Origin of the sequence: Catenuloplanes sp. NPDC051500, from assembly GCF_044454585.1 — a bacterium.
In the GTDB taxonomy this organism is placed as follows: Bacteria; Actinomycetota; Actinomycetes; order Mycobacteriales; family Micromonosporaceae; genus Catenuloplanes.
Genome location: NZ_JBITDX010000007.1, coordinates 310,729 through 328,951 on the forward strand (window position 1 = coordinate 310,729; position 18,223 = coordinate 328,951).

Annotated in this window: 17 protein-coding genes; 9 read left to right on the plus strand and 8 right to left on the minus strand. The window is 70.3% G+C overall.

Translation table 11 applies throughout. From position 1 onward, the window contains the following. Window positions 1-588: 588 nt before the first annotated feature. Window positions 589-978 carry a winged helix-turn-helix transcriptional regulator gene (locus tag ACIA8K_RS17175; RefSeq protein WP_396059804.1) on the minus strand — a complete coding sequence of 130 codons (390 nt, stop codon included), beginning with the start codon at window positions 976-978 and terminating at the stop codon, window positions 589-591. A gap of 83 nt (window positions 979-1,061) precedes the next feature. Here ACIA8K_RS17175 and ACIA8K_RS17180 point away from each other — a divergent pair, with 83 nt between their 5' ends. Further along, entirely contained in the window at window positions 1,062-1,694 is a 633-nt protein-coding gene (locus ACIA8K_RS17180) for an NADPH-dependent F420 reductase (RefSeq protein ID WP_396059806.1), read from the plus strand. A 375-nt stretch (window positions 1,695-2,069) separates the two neighbouring features. After that, window positions 2,070-3,068: a hypothetical protein gene (locus ACIA8K_RS17185; protein WP_396059808.1), complete on the plus strand. Its 999-nt coding sequence runs from the start codon at window positions 2,070-2,072 to the stop codon at window positions 3,066-3,068. 110 nt (window positions 3,069-3,178) lie between these two features. Here the strand turns inward: ACIA8K_RS17185 and ACIA8K_RS17190 are convergent, their stop codons facing one another. Beyond that, complete coding sequence (locus tag ACIA8K_RS17190; RefSeq protein WP_396059810.1) at window positions 3,179-3,820, minus strand: cytochrome P450; 642 nt, start codon at window positions 3,818-3,820, stop codon at window positions 3,179-3,181. A 425-nt stretch (window positions 3,821-4,245) separates the two neighbouring features. Between ACIA8K_RS17190 and ACIA8K_RS17195 the strand changes: the two genes are divergently transcribed. Together ACIA8K_RS17195 and ACIA8K_RS17200 are read left to right on the plus strand one after the other, a co-directional pair. Then, window positions 4,246-4,923 (plus strand): response regulator transcription factor, encoded by a 678-nt coding sequence (locus tag ACIA8K_RS17195; RefSeq protein WP_396059812.1) that lies wholly within the window; start codon window positions 4,246-4,248, stop codon window positions 4,921-4,923. A gap of 103 nt (window positions 4,924-5,026) precedes the next feature. Then, window positions 5,027-6,448 carry an ATP-binding protein gene (locus tag ACIA8K_RS17200; RefSeq protein ID WP_396059814.1) on the plus strand — a complete coding sequence of 474 codons (1,422 nt, stop codon included), beginning with the start codon at window positions 5,027-5,029 and terminating at the stop codon, window positions 6,446-6,448. Between the two features lie 15 nt (window positions 6,449-6,463). Here the strand turns inward: ACIA8K_RS17200 and ACIA8K_RS17205 are convergent, their stop codons facing one another. Then, window positions 6,464-7,081, minus strand: coding sequence for an XRE family transcriptional regulator (locus ACIA8K_RS17205; RefSeq protein WP_396059816.1), 618 nt, complete (start codon window positions 7,079-7,081; stop codon window positions 6,464-6,466). Window positions 7,082-7,242: 161 nt separating this feature from the next. Between ACIA8K_RS17205 and ACIA8K_RS17210 the strand changes: the two genes are divergently transcribed. The 3 genes from ACIA8K_RS17210 to ACIA8K_RS17220 all read left to right on the plus strand — a co-directional run bounded on the left by ACIA8K_RS17210 (window position 7,243) and on the right by ACIA8K_RS17220 (window position 9,670). Continuing rightward, window positions 7,243-7,593 (plus strand): DoxX family protein, encoded by a 351-nt coding sequence (locus ACIA8K_RS17210; protein ID WP_396059818.1) that lies wholly within the window; start codon window positions 7,243-7,245, stop codon window positions 7,591-7,593. Between the two features lie 79 nt (window positions 7,594-7,672). Then, the gene (locus tag ACIA8K_RS17215; protein WP_396059820.1) at window positions 7,673-8,497 is read left to right on the plus strand and encodes a helix-turn-helix domain-containing protein; all 825 of its coding nucleotides are present in this window, start codon (window positions 7,673-7,675) and stop codon (window positions 8,495-8,497) included. Between the two features lie 33 nt (window positions 8,498-8,530). Further along, entirely contained in the window at window positions 8,531-9,670 is a 1,140-nt protein-coding gene (locus tag ACIA8K_RS17220) for an acyl-CoA dehydrogenase family protein (RefSeq protein ID WP_396059822.1), read from the plus strand. A 903-nt stretch (window positions 9,671-10,573) separates the two neighbouring features. On the opposite strand, the gene ACIA8K_RS17225 is transcribed toward ACIA8K_RS17220, so the two are convergent. Next, on the minus strand, window positions 10,574-11,722 hold the full coding sequence (locus ACIA8K_RS17225) for a tryptophan dimethylallyltransferase family protein (RefSeq protein ID WP_396059824.1): 1,149 nt from the start codon (window positions 11,720-11,722) through the stop codon (window positions 10,574-10,576). A gap of 158 nt (window positions 11,723-11,880) precedes the next feature. Between ACIA8K_RS17225 and ACIA8K_RS17230 the strand changes: the two genes are divergently transcribed. Then, window positions 11,881-13,164, plus strand: a complete 1,284-nt coding sequence (locus ACIA8K_RS17230) for a flavin-containing monooxygenase (protein ID WP_396059826.1) — start codon at window positions 11,881-11,883, stop codon at window positions 13,162-13,164. Here ACIA8K_RS17230 and ACIA8K_RS17235 read toward each other — a convergent pair. The 4 genes from ACIA8K_RS17235 to ACIA8K_RS17250 form a co-directional block, all read right to left on the minus strand. Beyond that, a complete protein-coding gene (locus tag ACIA8K_RS17235) occupies window positions 13,153-14,187 on the minus strand; it encodes a cholesterol oxidase substrate-binding domain-containing protein (protein WP_396059828.1) in 1,035 nt (344 codons plus the stop codon). The genes ACIA8K_RS17230 and ACIA8K_RS17235 overlap by 12 nt on opposite strands. 371 nt (window positions 14,188-14,558) lie before the next feature. Next, entirely contained in the window at window positions 14,559-15,530 is a 972-nt protein-coding gene (locus ACIA8K_RS17240) for a 3,4-dioxygenase subunit beta (RefSeq protein ID WP_396059830.1), read from the minus strand. 176 nt (window positions 15,531-15,706) lie between these two features. Beyond that, window positions 15,707-16,945, minus strand: coding sequence for a glycosyltransferase (locus ACIA8K_RS17245; protein ID WP_396059832.1), 1,239 nt, complete (start codon window positions 16,943-16,945; stop codon window positions 15,707-15,709). Between the two features lie 44 nt (window positions 16,946-16,989). After that, on the minus strand, window positions 16,990-17,784 hold the full coding sequence (locus ACIA8K_RS17250; protein WP_396059834.1) for a MerR family transcriptional regulator: 795 nt from the start codon (window positions 17,782-17,784) through the stop codon (window positions 16,990-16,992). A gap of 78 nt (window positions 17,785-17,862) precedes the next feature. On the opposite strand from ACIA8K_RS17250, the gene ACIA8K_RS17255 reads away from it, so the two are divergent. Further along, window positions 17,863-18,222 carry a nuclear transport factor 2 family protein gene (locus ACIA8K_RS17255; RefSeq protein WP_396059836.1) on the plus strand — a complete coding sequence of 120 codons (360 nt, stop codon included), beginning with the start codon at window positions 17,863-17,865 and terminating at the stop codon, window positions 18,220-18,222. Window position 18,223: the final 1 nt, after the last annotated feature.

Consider the following 18,223-nt stretch of genomic DNA (forward strand, 5'->3'; position numbering starts at 1 on the left):
AGGAGGGCTTGCGACTGCCGGCAAGCTGGCGTGGTGACGCCCGGAGTGGTCCGGGCTCGCTGTGGGCTGCTGCGGGCGGCGAGGTTCTTCCGCGTCGGCCTGACCTGCCCCGATCGGAGCCTCGTCCTGTCCGACGGCGGTAGGTGCGCGGCCGCCCGGTGGGCGGATCGCGGGAGTGGAGGTCGCGGAATGGTCGCGGTCGGGGTGGAGGCCGTCCACCGCCGCCGTCGCGTCGGCGTAGGAACAGCCTCGCACCCGACGCAGGCGGTCGATGTGACCGTGGCGCTTTCCCCAGTCGCGGTGCCGCTGGTGCGTTCGCCGAAACTCATCGCGTGCGGGTGAGTGATTGCGGGACGCGGTGCGATCTCGCATCCCAGCCAGGGTGGCCGCGGTAAATAACTGTAACTGACCCACAAGAGAAGCATTTCACGCAACGACATCCCTCGCTGCCCCGAAACGGCACACGGCCTGCGCTCAACCGTGCACCATTCGCAATTCAGGACCCTCCACCCTGAATAGACATCACCGTCGACCACACACCCAAGGCGTTCTAACGACGCGATATCGAAATCCGAGTAAGGTCGCGGTTTACTCCCGCCTGGCGATCTCCGAGATCGTGCGCTCCTGTGCGTCGAGCAGCTCGTCACCGAAGCGGGTGACCCATTCACCGAGGGCGCGCATCGGCCCGTCGATGAAGGTGTGGCCCAGCGGGGTCAACGCATAGTCGACCCGGGGCGGCGACTCCGCGAACGAGGCTCGGCTGATCAAACCGCTGGCAGTCAGTCGGTGGAGTGCCTCGGTGAGGGCCTTGTCGCTGATGCCACCGATACTCGCCCGCAGCGTCCGGCGGCGCCGCGGACCGGAGGCCAGTGCACTCAGTACTACCGGATCCCACACGTGCAAGAACAGGTCGGTGCCCAGCCGGACCCGGCAGTCCGCCACCAGATTGAGGTAGTCGCCGACTTCGCCACGAGACATCCGGCCATCGTGACATGCGCGATGCGCACCCGTTGGTGCGTGACCGTCCGATCGGTTCGTATCGCCCTCTCTAGGGTCCGATCATGCGTATAGCCATTCTCGGCACCGGGGCCCTCGCCGTCGCCCTGGGCAGCGGCTGGACCCGGGCCGGCCATGACGTCGTCATCGGCGGTCGGTCATTCGAGCGCGCCGATGCTGCGGCGAAGGCATCCGGGGCTCGCGCCCGGCCGTTGACCGAGGTCGCGGCGGACGCTGAGGCCGTATTACTCAGCGTCCGATGGGAGGGGGTCACCGGCATGCTCACGGCGGTCGGCGCACATAACGGATCGCTCGCCGGTAAGCCCCTCATCGATCCGACCAACGCGGTCGACCACGGCATCGGTGTGCTGCGGACCGAATCCGGACGTGCGGCCGCACACCGGGTTGCCGAGTTCGCGCCGGGGGCTCATGTGGTCAAGGCATTCCACCTGTTCCCGTCGACGCACTGGAACGTCCCGTCGCCCTCGGCCGCGGTGGTGGCGATGTGCGGAGACGACCGGCGGGCGCTAGCGGTCGTGGGTTCGCTGGTACGCGACATCGGCGGTACTCCAGCCGTCATCGGTGGCCTGGACCGGGCACGCCAACTCGAAGAGGTCGCCGGGTTCGTCATCGCGCTCGCCTTCGCCGGTATCGACCCTCGGTCAGCCGTACCGACGGCCCCTCTCCGTAGTCCTTAACTCGAACATGAGCACGGCGCCCGCAGAGGGCGGCGGTGCCGTACCCAGCCCTCACTGCAAGGATCGCGGCACAGACGTGCATCGATCTAAGTCTGGTGGCCCTTGGCTAGGTGCACGAACGGCGGGCTCGTCACACCGGACGCAACCACGTCTCGCCGCTGCAGATCAGCTCCGGGCGGGCCAGCGGCTGACGATACGGATCGCGGCTATATGAGCACGCCCGATATCCGGCCGCAGATATCATCATCAAGCCCGTCAGGCAGCCGTACGCTACGTCGCTTTGTTCCTGACCGTTGCGGTATCCGGACCGGAACCGGTGGTGCCCCGCCTGCGTCCGATCGCGTGAAGCGCCAGCTCGACTCCGCGGGAGGGGCAATGCACAGCGTGATCAGGCTGGTCACGATCGTGGCGGCAGTGGCAGTGGGCCTGGTGGCCGCGTGTGCCCGCCCGGCGGAACCCGCTCCGGTGGTATCGATGGCGGAACCGGTCGGTGACCAGCCAGAGTTGCCGGCCGGCTGGCGGTGGGAGTCGTTCGGCGGCGTCCAGGTCGGCGTGCCCAACGATTGGGGGTGGGACAGTCTGGCGCTCCGGCTGAACGCGTGGTGCGCCAAACCGGGCAACCATCCGCCCGCGGTCGCCCGGCCCGGCGCTCCGGTCCCGGCCATTTTCTGCGGCATCGACCAGAAAGGGCCGCCCGCCGGGTTCCTGATCGCGAACACCGGGTGGACGGTCGGCTTCGACCGTACGTACGAAGGCGACGGCACCGAGGTCGAGGGCGACCGTACGACTGTGCGGCGGGACGGGGCCGAGGTGATCATCCAGGCGCCGAAGGAGTGGCGCGACCGGATCGCTGCCACCATCCACCAGGTGCGAATCGACGACGCCGGCTGCCCGACCAGCCACCGGATCAGTACCGGACAGGACCTGCGCCCCACCCCGCCGGTGAACGTCGCGACCCTCCGCGACGTGACCTCGGTATCGGTCTGCAAGTACCCACTACCGGACGAGGGCTCCGCCCAGACGTCCTCGCCGCGCCTGTTGTCCAGCCTGCGCCTGGACGGCGCGGCGGCAGCGGACGAGATCCGGCAGATCGCTGCCGCACCGGTCGGGCGCAGCCTGGACACCCCGGCGGACTGTGCACCAGAGGTGGCACACGGCGGCGAGGTCATCGTGCTCCTGGTCCGGTCCGCGACCGGAACCGCCGAAGTCACCATGCGGTACGCCGGCTGCGTCCAGAACGGCTTCGACGACGGGACGACCGTCCGCGAATTGACCAAAGCCGGTGTGGGCCCGCTCATCACCGGCCCCAACCGCGTGTACGGCGACTTCTCCGGTCAACCTGAAAAGAACGACATGCTGCTGCAACACGACTGAACACGGGTGCGGGGCAGAGACGGACGCAGCGCGCGCTGTCGGCGGCAGAAAAGGCCAGACATGCCCTTTCTCACCGTGGCCGCCGTACCGGCGCGCTGGTCCGGATCTGTTCACGTGCCCGCTGCCGGACTATCGAGGTGCGCTACGACTGGCAACGTCAGTAACCCGCGGCTGCGCCACGACGGCCGCCACCGCGGAGCCTGCCCGGGGTCCAGTGCCATGCGCGGGAATCGGGTCGCCAGGCGATGCACCGCTACTGCTGTCTCCATCCGTGCCAGCGGCGCGCCGAGGCAGTAGTGCACACCATGCCCGAATCCAAGCTGTGCTGCCCTGAGCTCTCGGTCAGGATCGAGGGTGTCGGGATGGTCGAAGCGGGCCGGGTCGCGATGTGCTGCGGCGATCAGCAGCATCACCGTCGCTCCACAAGGGATGTCCACGCCTCCGATCGTCAGCGGTTCGCGTGCGAATCGGCGGATGGAGACGGGTGTCGGGGACACCACGCGGACAAGCTCCTCAACGATCTGCGGGAGACGCTCGGGCTGCGCATGCGCCGCTGCCCACAGCGGTGGCCGCTGCAGCAGTTCGAGGGTCGCCGCGCCGATCAGGTCCACCGTGACTTCGTAGCCGGCCCAGAGCAGCAGGAATGCCAGCGAGGTCAGCTCGTCCTCGCTCAGCCGGTCGCTGCCGTCGTGTGCCGAGACAAGACCGGAGATCAAGTCCTCGCCGGGGGTACGCCGTTTGCGCCCGATCAACTCGCGGAGGAACGATTCGATCTTGCCAAGGGCGGACTTCGCCTCGGCCGCGCTGGCGGGGGCCGGCGGGTCGAGATTGAGCAGGTTGGCATCGAGGGCCGGCGGAACGCGTCGGACGCGATGTCGGAGAAGGTCCAGCGCAGGTCACCGCCGTCGAGCACGATCTCTTCTCCGACCGCGGTGGCCAGGAACGTGTGCGTTCGATGCCGGCCCGGCCCCAGGAGCCCGCGAACTGTCCGAAAGGCCGAGGTCGAGGCCATCGGCAGGGCCGTCTGCGACGAAGGCGGCTGCGACAGATGATGCGGTCCCCATCCGGCAACCATAGTCATACCGCGGGCCGGAGCATCCAGACCGACAATCCCCGGAGGTGCGGCTGTCTGAAACGGGCTTCAGGTTCTCGCGCTCGGAGCTGGGACGATGTCCCGGTGCGGCTACTAGTGGTAGAAGATGAGCGGGAACTCGCCGAGTCCCTGCGTCGTGGTTTGATCGCCGAGGGCTATTCCGTCGATGTGGCTCATGACGGCAGCGCGGGGCTCGAGTACGCGATGGCTGAGGCCTATCAGGCCGTGATTCTGGACCTGATGCTGCCGCGGATGAACGGCTTCCAGGTGTGCGCCCGGCTGCGGGAATCGCGGGTCGCCACGCCGGTGCTGGTGCTGACGGCCAAGGACGGCGAGTACGACGAGGCCGAAGCGCTGGACACCGGGGCGGACGACTATCTGACGAAACCGTTCTCGTACGTCGTCCTGCTCGCCCGGTTACGAGCCCTGCTACGCCGAGGGGGTGAGCCGAGGACCGCGTTGCTGAGGGTCGGTGATCTGGTCGTGGACCAGGCGCAGCGCCGCTGTTCGCGGGGCACGACCCCGATCCCGCTCACGGCCAAGCAGTTCGCGGTGCTGGCCTGCCTGGCGCGCCGGGCGGACACCGTGGTGAGCAAGGCCGACATCCTGGACGAGGTCTGGGACGCGGCCTACGACGGCGACCCGAACATCGTCGAGGTCTACATCCGGGTGCTGCGCCGCAGGATCGACGTGCCGTTCGCCGTGCGGAGCATCGAGACGGTCCGGGGCGAGGGCTACCGGCTGGTGGTCGGCCATGCGTAGGCCCCGGCTGCCGAAACTCGCCGCGGTACGGGTCCGGGCGGCGGCCGCGGCGGCGCTTGCGGCCGCGCTCTGCCTCGGGGGCGGGGCATTCTGGCTGCGTCACGTGATCTACACCGGCAGCGAGGCGGCGTCCATCAGGACCGCGCAGTCGCGAGCCCGCGCCATCGCGTCAACCTACGAAACGCCTGCGGCAAGGGTCAGCGCAGACATGGGCACCCTGGTCATCCGGACGTCGGAGTTCGACGACCCGGTGTGGAGAGAGGAGGAGGTCGCCGCGGCCCAGCGGAAGTATCAGGCGGACGAGTTTCCATTTTTCGATTCGGCGGAGGTGAGCTACGTCGTCACCGACAGCGATGGCACGGTGCTGTTGGGCATGGGTGAACTGGCCTATTACCTCCAGGAGGGTGACCTCACGCTCCCCACGGTGCCGCCGCTACCGCACGAGGACGCCTCCCCCCGGGTCCCGATCAGACTGCGCCCGGAGGAGAGCCAACGCGGCCTGCTCGGCGGGCGAACCGTCACCCTGGCGGCCTACAACGCCCGCATCACCGGCACGTCGGCGCTCGACGCGAAGGACCTCAAAGCCACCGTCTATGTGCTCGTCGCACCGTTCGACGCCGAGACCGCCGTGGAACCGGTCGACTACTGGCTCCTGCGCGGCCTGCCCGCCGCCGTCCTCTTCGTCGCCGCGGTTGCCTGGTGGGCGGTGGGGCGTGCGCTGCGCCCGGTCGACCGCATGCGGGCCGAACTGGCGCGGATCACCGCCACGGACATGAGCAGCCGGGTGCCGCGGCCGCGCACCGGCGACGAGATCGCACGTCTGGCGGACACGATGAACGCGACCCTCGACCGGCTCGCCGAAGCGGTCGAGCGGCAGCGCCGGTTCGTCGCGGACGCGGCCCATGAGCTGCGCAGTCCGCTGGCCGGCCTGCGCAACACGGTCGAGGTCGCCCTCGCGCACGGCGACGCCGCGGATCTGCACGCGCTGAGCCGTACCACCGAGCGGTTGCAAGGACTCACCGACGACCTGCTGCTGCTCGCGCGCCTGGAGCGGACGGCACCGGCCACCGGGAAACCGGTCGACGTCGCGGCGATCGCCGAGGAACTGGTCGGCGAGCGACGCCATCGGGCGCAGCCGGACGAACGGTTCGTCGCGGTGGTCGTGGAACCCGTGCTGGTCACCGGGCGTGAGGAGGAACTCGCCAGGATGCTTGAAAACCTTCTGGACAACGCTTCCCGGTACGCCCGCGACCGCGTCGTCGTGACCGTCACGCAAGCCGAGCCGGGTCTTGTCCGGATCGACGTTCGCGACGACGGCCCCGGCATTCCCGCTGCGGACCGGGAGCGGGTCTTCGAACGGTTCGCCCGCGTCGACGAGGCGCGCGACCGCGGCCACGGGGGCGCCGGGCTCGGCCTGGCCATCGCGCGCGACATCGCCGTACGCCACGGTGGCCGCCTGTATGTGGCCGACAGCGCCGACGGTGCCTGCCTCACCGCCGAACTGCCACAGTCACCGCGTACGTGACGATGTGCGGTTGCCTCACGGTCTTTCGGACACTCTCCGATCGTGAGGGTTTCCGGGCGTCCTGACCGTTCTGGCGGCTACGGCCATCCGTTCGCCCTGGGCGCCGAACATCAGAAGGGCCTCGATCGGCTGGTGGTCGGCCGGCGCCATGCCGTGCGGCACGCTTGTGTCGACCTCAGCGGTTTCGCCGGCCCGGAGGACCAGGTCACGATCCCCCAGCACCAGCCGGAGCCGGCCGGCGAGCACGTTGAGCACGAGAAAGCCCTCGTGGCGGCACAGTTCCGGCTCCGGCAGTACGGGCGGCGCCTGATAGGTCATCCGGTACACCTGGATACCGCCGGGCTGGCTGCTGAGCTGGACGTACGTCGCGCCGTGCCGCTCGAACGCGGGCAGCTTGACGTGCCTGGCCTGAGCGGACGGGTCGATGAGGCTGTCCAGAGTCAGGCCGTAGAACCTGGCCAACGGCAGTAACTGGGCGAGTGTCGGTTTCCGGTGCCCGTTCTCCATGCGCGACAACGCGCTGCTGGAGACGCCCGTTCCCGCCGCCAGCTCGTGCAGGGAGACCGACCGGGCGCGACGTAACGCCCGTAGGCGGCTTCCGACCGCGGCGAGGGCAGGCCTGTCCGATGTCACGCCGGGATCTTGCCAATTGGCAAACAATCTTGCAACGCGTACGCAGGTGGGAGCAGCCTTCAGGTCGCCCGCACCGTCCCGTCACCTGTGGCCGTGGAGCGCGGGCGTCGTGCATCACGCGGCGCCAGTCGAACGCCTCGTCACCCGGCGAAAGGTTAGCGATGACCGAAGTCCGCATCACCGTCACCGTTCTCATGTGCGTCTTCCTGTTCACCATCGGCCCGTTACGCGTCGCCGCCATCCCGATCGCACGGCGGGACGCCGCCAGGTTCGGCATTCCCCTGCCGTACTACCGGGCCTTCGGTGCCGTCGAGATCCTCGGAGGGGTCAGCCTGCTGATCGGGCTGACTTACCGGCCGATCGGTGTAGCCGGTGCGGTGATTCTCGCGCTCCTCGGCGTCGGCGCGGTCTACGTCCACGTCCGCGCTGGCGAACCCCCTGTCAAAGTGGGGCTCGCCGGACTGACGACGGCGGCGGCAGTGCTTCTCGCCGCGGTCAGCTTCGGGCCGTGACCTGCCTCAAGCCCACCAGCGCTGTGGCTGGTAGTTTCCGGGCCAGGCTGGGGTGGCGGTGGTGGGTGATCATTCTTGGGTGATTCCAGGCAACGATCTCGGCGCGGCGCTCCGGCGCTGGCGTGAGCGCGCGACCCCACCACCTGGCGGATTCGGCGTGGACACGCGCCGGCGTACCCCCGGAATGCGCCGGGACGAGCTGGCGGTCGCGGCCGGGGTGTCCGCGGAGTACGTCAAGCGTCTCGAGCAGGGGCACGGGCGGCCGTCCGCCCAGGTGCTGTACGCGCTCGCCCGGGCCCTGCGCCTGTCAAGCGCCGAGTACGAGTACCTGTGCTCGCTGGCCGGACACGTGCCGTCCCGCGCGGGCCGGGTGCCGTACGAGGTGGGACCCGGTGCGCGGCGGCTGCTTGACAGGCTCGGCGACGTACCCATCTGCGTGTTGGATGCCGCTTGGACGCTGCTTGCCTGGAACGCGGCCTGCGAGGCACTGTGCGCCGTCACGATGCTTGCCGACGGGCGGCAGCGCAACCTGGCCTGGCGCGCCTTCACCGGCGAGGCGGGATGGTCCCGGGCGGGGTCCGCGACGGAACTGCGATTCCAGCACGCGATCGTCGCCGACCTGCGGGCCACCGCCCTGCGTTATCCGCACGATAACTGGTTGACGGACCTGGTCGTCGACCTGCGGGCGGTGAGCGAACCGTTCGCCGCCATGTGGGAGTCACGTGTCGGGTACGAGGAGCGGCCACATCGGCTCACCACGCAGCATCCGGTCGTCGGCGAACTCACTGTGGACTGCGACATCATGACGATCCACGAGGGTGACCTCCGTGCGGTCGTGTACACCGCGGAGCCCGGCTCGATCGACGCCGTACGCCTGGCTACCACGCTGGCTCAGCACAGCTGACCTTTTCCCTGCACGAAGGATGACATGACTGCCATGAACGAAACGTTGCTGAACGCTGCCCGCAAGACGGTGCCCACGCTTGCCGACAACGCGGCGCGCACCGAACGCGAATTGACGCCGGCGCCGGACAGTGTGGCGGCGGTGCGGGCCGCCGGGCTGTTCGCGCTCACGGTGCCGCGCGCGGCGGGCGGGCAGGAGACCGATCTGCGTACGCTTGTGGAGGTGCTCGCCGAGCTCGGCCGCGGCTGCCCGTCCACCGCGTGGGTCGTCGGCCTGAACGCCTCGAACAAGGGTGTGGCCCGCCTGGCGCTGTCGGACGAGGCACAGGACGCCGTCCTGGCCGACCCGGACGCCGTGTTCTGCGCCTCAAGCGTGATGTCGCGGGAGAGCAGCGGCGTGCGGGTCCCCGGTGGCCTGCGGATCTCCGGGCGATGGGCGATGGCGTCCGGTTCCGAACTGTCGTCCCTGGCCATGGTCGGGGTGTCGGTGCCGGACGGCGAGACGCCAACGGTGGCCATGACCCTGGTGCCGGTCTCCGACCTGTCGGTGAAGCGGACCTGGAGGGCGGCCGGCCTCGCCGGGACGAGCAGCCACACCCTGGTGGCCGAGGACGTTTTCGTGCCGGACAGGTTCGTGAACGTCCGGGGCGCTGCCGGCTCGGCGCGGTCGATCCCGCCGGAGCTCGTGTTCACCGGCGGGCTGGCGGCGCTCGCCCCGATGATCGGGGCGACCCGTGGAGCGCGCGACCTGGTAGCGGCGGCGGTCGCCGGCAGCCGGGCACCGTATCTGACGACCTACGCCCGGGTCGCGGACTCTCCGCTCGGGCGGTACTGGTTCACCGAGGCGTCGCGGCGTACCGATTCGGCGATGCGGCGCACGGTCAGGGTGGCCGGCGTCCTCGACGAGCTGCCGGTGGGCGGGCGGCTGCCGATCGCCGAGCGGGTCGAGCTGCGCGTCGAGCTGTCGACCGCCGCCCGGGAGTGCCGCGAGGCGATGGAGCTGCTGCTCGACCTGCACGGGGCAAGCGGATTCGCGGATGACAACCCACTGCAGCGGTTCTGGCGGGACGTCGCCGTCGGCACCCGGCACCCCTTCTTCACGCCGTACATCCTGTCCGAGGACGAGGGCCGGCTCGCGTTCGACGTACAGCCGACCGTGTCCTTGGCGCTCTGACCTCCGCAGGCGTTCGCGCTCTTAATCTTTTCAAGCCAGCCCCAGCATGGGTATGTGGTGCGCGGGTCTCACTATTCACGAATGTTCGATATCGGCTCCGTGCTGTCGACGCGTGCCCCACTCGCCGGTGCGACGAACGGTTAAAGGCGGCAACTTCTGTCGCAATGCGCCGCCCGGCGACGCTTTCATGAGGCGCATTTTCGTGCTCCTGGCCAGACGTTCGTTCGGCGGTTGCCGTCCGGCGCCAGGAGGGTTCGCAGTTGACGGTGGAGGCGGCCGGCGAGCTGGCGTGGTGACGCCCGGACCGGTCGGGCTGGTCGTGGGTTGCGGTGGGTGGTGCGGTTCGGGGAGACGGGCGCATGTCGTCCTGTACTGCCCCCTCACCTGCGACGACGGCAGGTGTGCGGCCGGTCGCGGGAGTAGGGGTCGTGGCATCGTCGCGGTCGGGCCGGATGCCGTCCACCATTGTCCCCACGAAGCGATACAGAATCCGACTTGTGGTTCGGCAGTGAGGGCCAAGCGATGACAGAAAGGCAACCGCCTCGCCGGACCCAACAGCAGCCAGAAAGCTTGACCGTTGGGGCACGCCCTCAACTCGGCAGTTCTGCGCGTCGCGGGCCAGGCAGTGGCAGTGGCCGCCACCCGCGTCTTCCCAGCCTGCGGCGCCCTCGGTGTCGCCCTTCGGGCCCAAAGCCGTCGACGGCCCAGTTGATCAGGCGTCACGACCCCGCAGGTCTGTTCCTGCGCATGGCGATCGACGACCGGGCATTCGACGAGCTGACAGGCGAAACTCCGTCCCGCCCCGGCAGCCCCTCCGACTTGGGCGGGGTGGTTGCGGCCCGTCGACGGTGACGGGCCGCTGAGAAGTCAGAAAGAAACGCGGAGTCAGAGAGAAACCCGGGGTCAGAGAGGAACGCGGGGCCAGCCGTGGCCGGGGCGGGGGGTGTCGGCGGGGGCGGCGTGGACCGGCAGACGGTAGTAGAGGCCGATGTCGGCGGGGCCGGCGTCGCGGGTGCGGTAGCTGACCAGTTCGTGCAGGCCGGTGATGGCGTGCAGGGGGGCGGGGGCGATCGCGGCGGCGATGCGGCGGTAGACGTCGGTGGGGGCGCCCTCGCGGTCCATCAGCGTGATGATGCGGGTGGCGGCGTCCGCGTCGGTGGGGGCGTTGCCGGGCATGCGGAAGTAGATGTTGGCCTCGTCGGGGGCGTCGCGGCCGGGGCGGAAGGCCAGGCCGGTCATCGGCTCGTTGTCGATCGGGCCGTGGTAGAGGTCGGCGGCGGCCTGGGTGGCGCGCTCGGGGTCGTAGCCGCGGGCGAACGCGCCGACCGTGTGGATGCCGTGGAGGCCGGTGCCGCGGTGCCGGAAGTAGATTTTCGCGCGGGCCTGGGTGCCGGCGGCCAGGTCCAGGGCTACATAGTCGAGGTGGGTGCCGGCGGCTTCGAGCGTGTCGCGGCTGCGGGCCAGCGGCGCCCAGGCGGGGGCGAGGCCGAGGCGGTCCATGGCGCGGGTGACGGTGTCCCATTCGCGGCCGGCGCCGTTGGCGTACGGATTCAGGTAGACCTTGAAGTGGGGTGGGTCCTCCGGGCCGCAGGCAAGCGACAGCCACACGCCTGATCGGTACGCGGGCGGGTCGTCGGAGGTGAACAGGTCCTCGATCGTCTCGTATCCGCGGATGGAGACGCCGGCCCGGGTGGCGAGCGCACGGACCATGGCGCGGCCGTTGTCCTGGACGGCGCGGGCGGTGGGGGTGTCGCCGACCGGCTCGAAGAGGATGCGGACCTCGGTGACGCCCTTTCGCCAGCTGACCGACAGCTCAGCGGGGAATCCGTCGCCGGACACAAAGGACTGATATCGGGGCTCGTCCTCTATCCGGCGGTGTGCCCACGGGTGGAGCATGTCGGCGAGGTGGGTGCGGGTGTCCGCGCGTTGCCACGCGGCCGTGCAGATGCGGTTCCAGAGCGAGGTGAGCAGGTCAGCGTGGGTGGTCTCCGGCGGACTGGCGAAGAGCTGCTGATGCCGTACCACAGAGGCACGGCCTAACTTTTCCGGCATAACGGGATATTGTGCCCCAGCCTATCGAGGCTGGTCACCCTCCGCGTGACCCTCTGCACAATCTGTACCTGATCGTGCGCTCAGTGGTTACGCAAGTCCACCCTGGACGATACTCTCCGAATACGGCCGCTCGGAACGGTTTACGGCGAGGGAGCAAAATGACTGACTACTCAGTCTGTGTGGTCGGAGCCGGACTGTCCGGGATCGCGGTCAGCCGGGCACTGCAGCGGGCCGGCGTGGACTTCACCTGCCTGGAGCAGGAGGACGAGGTCGGCGGCATGTGGGCGCAGGCCGGTCTCGGCACCCGCGGGCCCGGCTACGCGAGCCTGCACCTGAACACGTCGAAGCGACTGACCGGTTACTCGGACTCGCCGATGCCTGCCGACTACCCCACCCACCCGAGCCACACCCAGTTCACCGACTACCTTCGCGGGTACGCGAAGGAGCACGGCCTGCTCGACCACGTGGAGACCGGCACCACAGTGCTCTCCGCCCGGCGCGACCGGGCCGACGGCCGCTGGACCGTGGTCAGCCGGGACGCCGCCGGCGCGACCACCACCCGCTCGTTCAGCCACGTGGTGGTGGCGTCCGGCCTGCACCAGGACGCGCGCGTCCCGGCCGGCCACACCGGCTTCACCGGCGAGGTGCTGCACAGCATCGACTATCACCGGGCCGCGCCGTTCGCCGGGAAGCGCGTGCTTGTGGTCGGGTTCGGCTCGTCCGCGGTGGACGTGGCCGGCGACCTGTGCCGCACCGCCGCCACCACGCTGCTGTCCGTACGGCGCGGCATGCACGTCACACCGAAGCGCCTCTACGGCGTGCCGATCGACGAGATAGCCGACGAGCCCTGGTACGCGGAGCTCGGCCTCGAGGGCGCCCGCGCGTTCATCCAGCGCACACTGTGGACGATGCACGGCAACCTGGCCGATTATGGTCTGCCCGAGCCGGACCACCCGCTCTTCTCCTCCGGCCTGACCATCTCCGACTCGATCCTCAGCCAGATCAGCCACGGCCTGATCGCGCCGAAGCCGGGCATCGCCGCCTTCGACGGGCCGCGCGTCACGTTCAGCGACGGCACCCGGCACGAGGTGGACACCGTCATCTACTGCACCGGGTACGCGCCCCGCTTCCCCTTCCTGCCGCCCACCTGCCCAAGGGACCGGCACGGCCGAATGCGCCTCTACCAGCGGATCGTCGCGGTCAACCACCCGGGCCTGATGTTCGCCGGCATGGTCCGCCCGGTCGGCGCGATCACCCGGATCGTGGAGCTGCAGGCGCGCTGGATCGCCGGGGCGGTCACCGGTGCGGTGCGGTTGCCTGGTGTGGGCGCCATGCGCCGGGAGATCGCCGGCTATCTGGACGGCATCGCCGCGCAGTACGGCCCGGACCCGTACAGCACGGTGCACGTGGACTTCGCGGCGTACGCCAGGTCACTCGGCTAGGAGCCCGTCGGTGAACGCGTTCCGGAAGACGCCGTGCGGGTCGAGCGCGCGCAACTCCGTACCGGCCCGCTCCCAGGACGCGCCGAACGACGCTGGGATCGTCTCCGCGAGCAACGTCTCGTTTGTGAACGGCGCGGACGGCGTGTACGCCCACGCCTTCGACCACGGGTGCGTGGTGAACGCGAACCAGATCACCTCGATCCGCCCCGCCTGATGCAGGAACGAGTCCACTGTGTTCCCGCCGGTCCCGGGTGCGGCGAACAGATCGGCGGCCGGCACGTCGACCCGGCTCAGGCAGCGCAGATTCACGTTCACACCGACCCGCAGCGTGACCTCGACAAGGCAGATCACGCCCAGATCGGTGAGCAGCGCCGACGCGTCACCCTCGGAGCGGCCGACCGTGCGCAACGCGAACGCCGTGCCGTCCCAGACCACCGCGGTGACCGAGGTGACCAGGTTGCTGAGCGAGCCGTAGGTGGTGCCGGGCGCGCGCGTCTCACCGTCCGCCGGGATCGCGGTGCCGTGGCCGCCGATCGCCAGCACCCCACCCACGGACAGGTCACCGGGCGCCGGGCAGTGCGCCAGCCCGCGCCCGTTCTGCTCAAGGAACGTCAGCAGCGCCTCCATCGACGCGCCGGCCTGCACCCGCACCTCGTCCGGCGCGGCCATCGACATCGCGGTCAGGTGCGCGGTCATGTCCAGCAGCACCACGTCCGGATCGTCACCCGGTGCGAGCGTCAGCGGCGACCAGCCGTGCTTGAACCCGTGCGGCCGCAGCCGCCAGCCCTGACCGTGCGCCCAGTCAGCAAGCGTGACCACGTCCGCGGGCGTCTCCGGCACGGCCGTCCAGACGTCGTCCGCGACGGTCTCACCGGACCAGTTGGCGTAGGCGCGCCGTTCGTGGGCGATGCCGGCCGGGAATCCGGGCGGCTCCGGCCCCGGATCCGCGAGCCGGCCGATCGGTGTCCACAGCAGACCGGCCGCGGCCGATCCGGACAGCAGTGTGCGTCGAGTCATCCCCATGACGCAGCACCATAAAACGCATCAATTGACGTCGCTCGCTGCGTGGGCGATTCGTTCCGATGGTCCGCAGTCACCCCATGGTCCACAGTCGACTTTTGTGCCGGAGTCAACTGCGAAAACCTATTCAATACATTTTCCCGCTTTCGCGGTGGTCCGGCCCGCATGCTCCCGCGGGCTCTCGACCCGCCGGGGAACAGCTCAGACCCGGGCCGTTCCGGGCGTGACCGCCCGCGGATGCCGAAGGGAGGAGCCCCTGGGCGACGACCGGTGCCCGCGGGAGCATGCGGCAATCGACCACGGCGGAAGCGGGAAAATGGTATTGATCTGGTTCTTGATGTGTCGACGACGCAATTGCCCGGCTGGTGCGCGAGTCAGGATGCATGTGCGGGAGGTGCGCCGCCGGGTCCGCCGGAGGGAGGCGCGCCGCCGGGACCGCCAGGGGCGCCGGACGGGGGCTGGCCGCCGCCGGGTGCGCCGCCCTCCGGTGCCGAGCCTGCGCCAGGCGTCGTGGACGTGTCCACCCTGACCGTCAGCGAGACCGTGTATCCGCTTGTCATGTCGCCGGTCACGGTACCGAGTTGGAGGGCGCCGGCGTCGTCGCCGAACACGTTGTCGTTCGCGAGGCTGATCTGGGCCAGGTTGCTTACCGACGCCTCGTAGCCGGTCTGCTTGTAGACCTCGTCGGAGACGTCCTTGGGGAGCGCGACCTGGGACGTGGCGATGGCCGTGGTCGAGTCGGTGATCGACGCCTGGTCGGGGTAGACCTCGAAGTGGATGTGCGGCCATCTGCCCGTGTAGCAGGCCGGGAAGATGCTTGTGTAGCGCACCGTGCCGGCCGCGTCCGCGATCTGGACGCCGCGCAGATAGTTCTCGGCGGTCAGGTTGTCCGAGTACATCGAGTAGCCGCCGGCCCGGTCGCAGTGCCACACGTAGATCGCGGTACCGGCGAACGGGGCGTCGCCGTTCGCCATGTCCAGGACGGTCAGCTCAAGCGTCATCGGCACACCTCCGGCCGTGGCACTGCCGGTGCCGAAGCTGGACCGGATGTCCGAGCGGATGACGCCGCTCTGCTCAAGCACGTCCGGCCCGTTCGAGCCGTCACCCGGGTAGGGGCCGGCCGTCTCGTTCGGGATCTCGCCCGTGCTTGTGCCGGTGGTCCCGGTCGCGGTCGGCGTCTCCTCGTTCGCACCGCAGGCGGCGAGGCCGAGCGTCACCGCGCCCAGGCCGAACGCCCGGAGCAGCCGGCGCCGCCCGAGCAGCGTCTCCAGGTCGAAGCCGAGCCCCTGGTCGACGACCTCCTCGTCCTGCCGGGGAAGGGCCCGTCCCTCGTATGTCCGCCTCATCGTTCCTCCGCTCGCCGCCGATCAGTATGTGGACCAGCCTGGTGGGCGCGCCCATGCGAGACCTGAGCGGAACCTGTGCCCCGCCTGTGTACCTGCGAGACCACCGTAAACCGGTCGAACCGGGCTGCGCCGGTCGATGGGAGCTTCCGCGCCCGAGGAGCTGCGGCTCATCGCCGTCAGCCGCCCGCTGCGGACTCGACGACGTCGGCGGCGCGGGCCGCACCGTCGCCCTCGGCCTTGAGACACGCGGCGAGCCGGCCGGCCGCCTCGCGCCGCTCCGGGGTGAGCAGCGCCTCGATCCCGGCGTGCAGGCGCGGCCCGGTCAGGTCGGCGAAGCGCAGCCAGTCGCCGGCGCCGCGTTCGCGCACGCGCTCGCCCCAGAACGGCTGGTCGCCGAAGACCGCGCAGATCAGCGACGGCAGGCCGGCCCGGAGCGCCGCCGCGGTGGTCCCGGCGCCGCCGTGGTGCACGGCCGCCCGGCAGCGCGGCAGGACCGCGTCATGGTCAAGGTTCCTCGTGACCCACCTGCCGGGTGTCGGCGTCACGTCCCAGTCCGCGCTGACCAGGAGTCTCGTCTTCTCGGGAAAGCCGCTGAGCAGGTGGGACGGGTCAGCGGCAGGCATGCTGCCGAACCCGAGGTAGACAGGTGGGTCACCGTCGTCCAGCCATCGGTCCAGGTCCGGGTCGGTGCCGCGCTCACCGAGGCGTGTGCGGGTTGCCTCGTCGAGGCTCAGGAAGCCGACGACCGGCCGGTTCGCACCCCAGCCGTCGATCGTGGGGACCAGCGCGGCGCTGTAGGCCTGGATCTCCGGCGCGCCGGTGCGGGCCAGGCGGGTCGCGGTCGGCGTCCCGGTGCGCGGCAGGCCGAGGCGGTGGCGCAGCGCGTTCACGCTTGAGGAGACCGCCTGCCAGTGCACGCGGGTGGCGGCGGCGTGGGTGAGCGCGGTCAACGGCGGCGGCAGGCGGCGGAGCGTCACGAAGTAGGGCGGGATCGTCCGGTTCGGCCGGGACGGCGCGTAGTGCAGGCAGACCAGCGGGACCCCGGCGTGCTCGGCCAGCACGGCAGCGTCGTCCTCGACGAGCCGGGTCGCCACGATCAGGTCCGCACCCTGGGCGGCGGTGAGCAGCGCGTTCTGCACGTCGTCGATGACAAGCGCGCGCTTGCGGGCCAGCGCGGTCAGGTAGCGACGCGAGTCCCCGGCCGCAAGCAGCCGCAGCCCTTCCGGGGATTGCAGGAACTCGCGCGCGTTCACACCTGCCGACACCGCGTCGATACCGGCCCGTGTCGCAAAATCCACCAGATCCGAGGGTACGGCGAGAGTCACCTGATGCCCGCGCCCCCGCAGTGCGACCGCGAGCGCCACCATCGGCTGCACATCCCCCCGGCTGCCGACACAGAGCATCGCGATCTTCATGCCCCTTTCTATCGCGTGGCCGGATCAGCCGGGTCCGCACGTCCTCAGGTCACGCGGAACACCGGCCATCCGATCTCCGTGCGCCAGGCGGCCGGGTCGCTCGCCTGCCGGGGCCCCACGCGGTAGACCTCCCGCACCGGCCCGGCCACCGACATCGCGTTCTCCACGACCCATGCACCGAGCTCGCCGTAGGTGACGTCCACGCCCTCGTGCTCGCCGACGTGGGTGGTCACCGCCAGTTCCGCGGCGGGCAGGGTCACGGCGTGCACCCGTCCGGTGCGTGGCGGCGTGGAGGTCGGCAGGTAGACCAGCACCCGGCCGCGGCCCTCCTCGAAGAGGGAGTTGTCGTAGGTGCCCCCGGGTGGCCCGGTCACACCCGCGCCCACTGCCGCTTCCAGCTCGGCCATCGCGCCGGCGAACCACGCCTCGACGTCGGCGTGGCCGATCACGGCCTCGACCGCCGCGACCTCGCGGGCGGGCTCGGCGCGCAACTCGACCTCGATCGGCGCAGGATCGGGCTGCAGGAGGCGGCGCAGCGCGGTGACCGCGGTCCGGGTGCGCTCCAGCTCGGCCTCCAAGCGCTGCAGGTGACCCGCGACCAAGAGCGACCGGACGCCCGGATCAGGCGTCCGCAGGATCTGCTGCACGTCGCTCAACGGGACGTCGAGCTCGCGCAGCCGGTTGATGACCTGCGCGGTCGGGATCTGCTCGACCGAGTAATAGCGGTAGCCGGTCGCCTCGTCCACGACGGCCGGCGTGAGCAGCTCCCCCTCGTGGTAACGGCGCAGCGTCCGCACGCTCAGGTGGGTCAGACGTGAGAACTCCCCGATCGTCAGCACCCCCTCAGTGTGGACCCTCCCCCGGCGGGAGGGTCCAGCGCTTGACCCTCCGGCCCCGCGAGGCCGCACGGTGACGACATGACACACACCGGCCTCCACGCAGACGCCCTCCCGGCCACCGTCCGCGGCTTCCTCGCCGCCAGCACCGTGCACGACGCCGACACCGCCTCGTCGTTCCTCGTCGAGGACGTCGTGGTCGTCGACCAGAACGAGACCTTCCGGGGCCGCAACGAGGTGTACGCGTTCGTCCGCGACGCCGGCGCCGAGTTCGAGTACACCACCGAGCAGACCGGCGCCCGGCGCGTCAACGACGACCACTGGGTGGTGACGCTGCACCTCGAGGGCACCTTCCCCGGCGGCGTCGCCGACCTGGACTACCGCTTCACGCTCCGCGGCGACCTCGTGGCCGAGCTGGTCATCGCAAACCACGAGTCCTGAG